At 38.0% G+C, this 2,772-nt stretch carries 4 protein-coding genes; all 4 read left to right on the plus strand.

Annotation, left to right across the window (positions count from 1 at the left end; translation table 11 throughout):
• Window positions 1-792: GGDEF domain-containing response regulator (locus AC2JBO_RS44315; RefSeq protein ID WP_496959977.1), on the plus strand; the 792-nt coding region annotated here is incomplete at its 5' end.
• Window positions 789-1,472: a CHASE domain-containing protein gene (locus AC2JBO_RS44320; protein ID WP_496959978.1), complete on the plus strand. Its 684-nt coding sequence runs from the start codon at window positions 789-791 to the stop codon at window positions 1,470-1,472. The genes AC2JBO_RS44315 and AC2JBO_RS44320, both read left to right, overlap by 4 nt.
• Before the next feature lie 11 nt (window positions 1,473-1,483).
• Complete coding sequence (locus tag AC2JBO_RS44325; protein WP_496959979.1) at window positions 1,484-1,870, plus strand: response regulator; 387 nt, start codon at window positions 1,484-1,486, stop codon at window positions 1,868-1,870.
• A complete protein-coding gene (locus tag AC2JBO_RS44330; protein ID WP_496959980.1) occupies window positions 1,863-2,243 on the plus strand; it encodes a response regulator in 381 nt (126 codons plus the stop codon). Before AC2JBO_RS44325 ends, AC2JBO_RS44330 begins: the two co-directional genes overlap by 8 nt.
• The last annotated feature ends 529 nt before the right edge of the window (window positions 2,244-2,772 follow it).

Consider the following 2,772-nt stretch of genomic DNA (forward strand, 5'->3'; position numbering starts at 1 on the left):
TTAAAGCCTTGGGGATTACAAATTACTACCTTAGAAGACCCACTTAAGTTTTGGGATACTTTAAAAGGCACAGCTCCAGATTTGATAGTTTTGGATGTGGAAATGCCATCTATGAGTGGAATTGAACTGTGTCAGCTTTTGCGGAACGACCCTGAATATAGCGGTTTACCTGTACTATTTCTAACTGCCCATTCGAGTCCTGATATTATGCTACGAGTGTTTGCCATAGGTGCCGATGATTACATTAAAAAACCAGTGGTTGGGCCGGAAATAGTCGCGCGTATTCTCAACCGGATTGAACGTACTCGTCTACTGCGAAACTTTGCTCAAATTGACCCTTTAACTGGACTTGCCAACCGTCAAAAGTCTATCGGGGAAATTAATAAACGTATACTAGAAGCCGAATGTCATAATCAACCGTTATGCCTAGCTGCCCTTCAAATAAGCAATCTTCAACAAATTAACGAAGAGTATATTTATACTACTGGAGACCAAGTTTTATCTGTCTTTGCAAAAATACTTAAAGATACATTTAATCAGCAAGTTGTTTGTCGCTGGGCTGGTGCGGAATTTGTATTGTGTTTGTATAGAGTAGAACTTGATGACAGTAAGAATTTGATATTCAAATGTATAAAAGACGCTACCCAGAGAATATTAAATTTGAATGTTAATAAACATAAACAAGTTAAAGTAATTATTAATATGGGTGTATCTCAGTATTCACAAGACGGAAAAAACTTAGAAGCATTGTATTATACAGCAGCGTTGCGATGCAAAGGATTAGAGCTATGAATAATGGAGGTGTGAGAAAAAAAGTTAGACGGCGACAACTGTGGCTATCGATTTTGGTAGGCGCCTGTGTGTTGATTGTAAATTTATTGCTATGGCAGGGTTTGCTATCTCAAGAGCAACTTCAAATCAAAAGAAATGTCGAATTAGCTACAGATGGGATTGGGGAAGATATTTTTTCTGAAATTACAACCCGTACTCACGCGCTCGAACGAATGGCACAACGTTGGGAGTTTCGCGGTGGAACTTCTAGGGGACAGTGGGAAGACGACGCAACAAATTATTTACTTGATTATAAAGGTTATCAAGCTCTTGAATGGGTTGACAATTCGGGTTTTGTGCGTTGGATTATACCATATTCGGGTAATGAAGGTGTAGAAAAACGCGCTTTGCTGTTTGAGCCATATCGTCAAATTGCCATGAGTAGAGCTAAGGAAACTGGCAATCCAAGTATGACGCGCGTAGTTCCTCTAATTCAAGGTGGTAAAGGCTTTTTAATTTACGTGCCTTTGTTTTTAAAGAATAATACTTTTGATGGGTTTATCGTTGGTGTAGTTCGACCTCAACCTTTTATTGATGAGATTATAGATAAAAAGTTGATTAAACAATACGCTATTGCGATTTTTGATCTTGACCAACAATTTTACACCAACGCGCGTTATCGACATCTGATGATAGTTTAAAAGTTCTAATAGTGGAAGATGACCCCGACCTAGCGCAGGTACTGATTGCAATATTCGAGCGTTATGGTATAGAAACACACCATGCTCGTAATGGACGCGAAGCTATCCAGCTAAGTCAGAGTTTGACACCTTATTTATTGGTACTTGATATTGGACTACCCGACGTTGATGGGTTCGCAGTTGTAGACTGGTTGCGACATCACAACCATTTGCATCAAGTACCTTTAGTCGTTTACAGCACTAAAGATTTAACTAAAGCCGACTGTGACAGATTAAACTTGGGGCAAACTTTATTTTTAACCAAAGCTAGAGTTACACCCGAAGAATTTGAACAACGGACGATAGCATTGCTTAATTGTATAGTTTCTAGTAAAAAGGATGGGCGCCGTAATGGCTAGTAAGCGTATTTTAATAATTGACGATGAAGACGATATTCGCGAAGTTGCTCAACTAACCCTTGAAGCAGTAGGTGGGTTTGAGGTTTTTACCGCAGAGTCTGGTAGCGAAGGATTATTGAAAGCAGAAATTGAACAACCTGATGCTATCCTCCTCGATGTAATGATGCCAGAAATGGACGGCATCACAACCTTCAAAAATTTGCAAGCAAATGCTTTGACCAGTAAAATTCCCGTAGTTTTACTGACAGCAAAAGTTCAAGCGAGTGACCAACGTCGATTTGCAGAACTGGGTATAACTGGAATGGTGTCAAAACCCTTCGACCCTATGACCTTTACCGACCAGGTAGCGGAAGTATTAGGTTGGAAGTATTAGATTACTTTCTTTACAAGTGTAACTCAGTATACAATATTTACTAACTAAATATTAACTTTCTCTCTTCACAGCTTCTTCACTTTTAGAGCTTAATCTAAAAATTAAGCAAGATTGAGCAGATTGTATTTTAATAAATTGCTTATCAGTTCAGTCTGATTTGTAATCAAATAAATTTAACTGTTTATTGCGTAGTTTACGCGCGTGTCTTGTTTGTTCTGTTTCCTCGGCGCTTAGTTTGGTGTAATTCCCTATCATGTCTCGCTTATATCATTGTTGGCTAAATATTCTCCCACTTAATATCTAAGGTATCTACATTGTGAACACGCAAAGTAGATGTCTTAGATATTTTATTTTGTATAAGTAGGTGTAGTTACAAATACTAACTAATAAGTATTTTTGCTTCGTATGGTTTGAGTGCAGTAGTTACAGTTCCTTCTTTTGCTTCGATATTTGAATTTGCCATCAAATCATTCCATGCTTTTGCATCGGGAAAATTAGTTATTTTGTATTCACTAAAATCTTGGTCTGA

This window comes from Calothrix sp. CBUCES-K 9914 (assembly GCF_059640475.1).

Excerpts from the sequence above, each read along its gene's own strand:
- AC2JBO_RS44320 (WP_496959978.1), top strand. The coding sequence starts at position 789 with ATGAATAATGGAGGTGTGAGAAAAAAAGTTAGACGGCGACAACTGTGG.
- AC2JBO_RS44330 (WP_496959980.1), top strand. The coding sequence starts at position 1,863 with ATGGCTAGTAAGCGTATTTTAATAATTGACGATGAAGACGATATTCGC.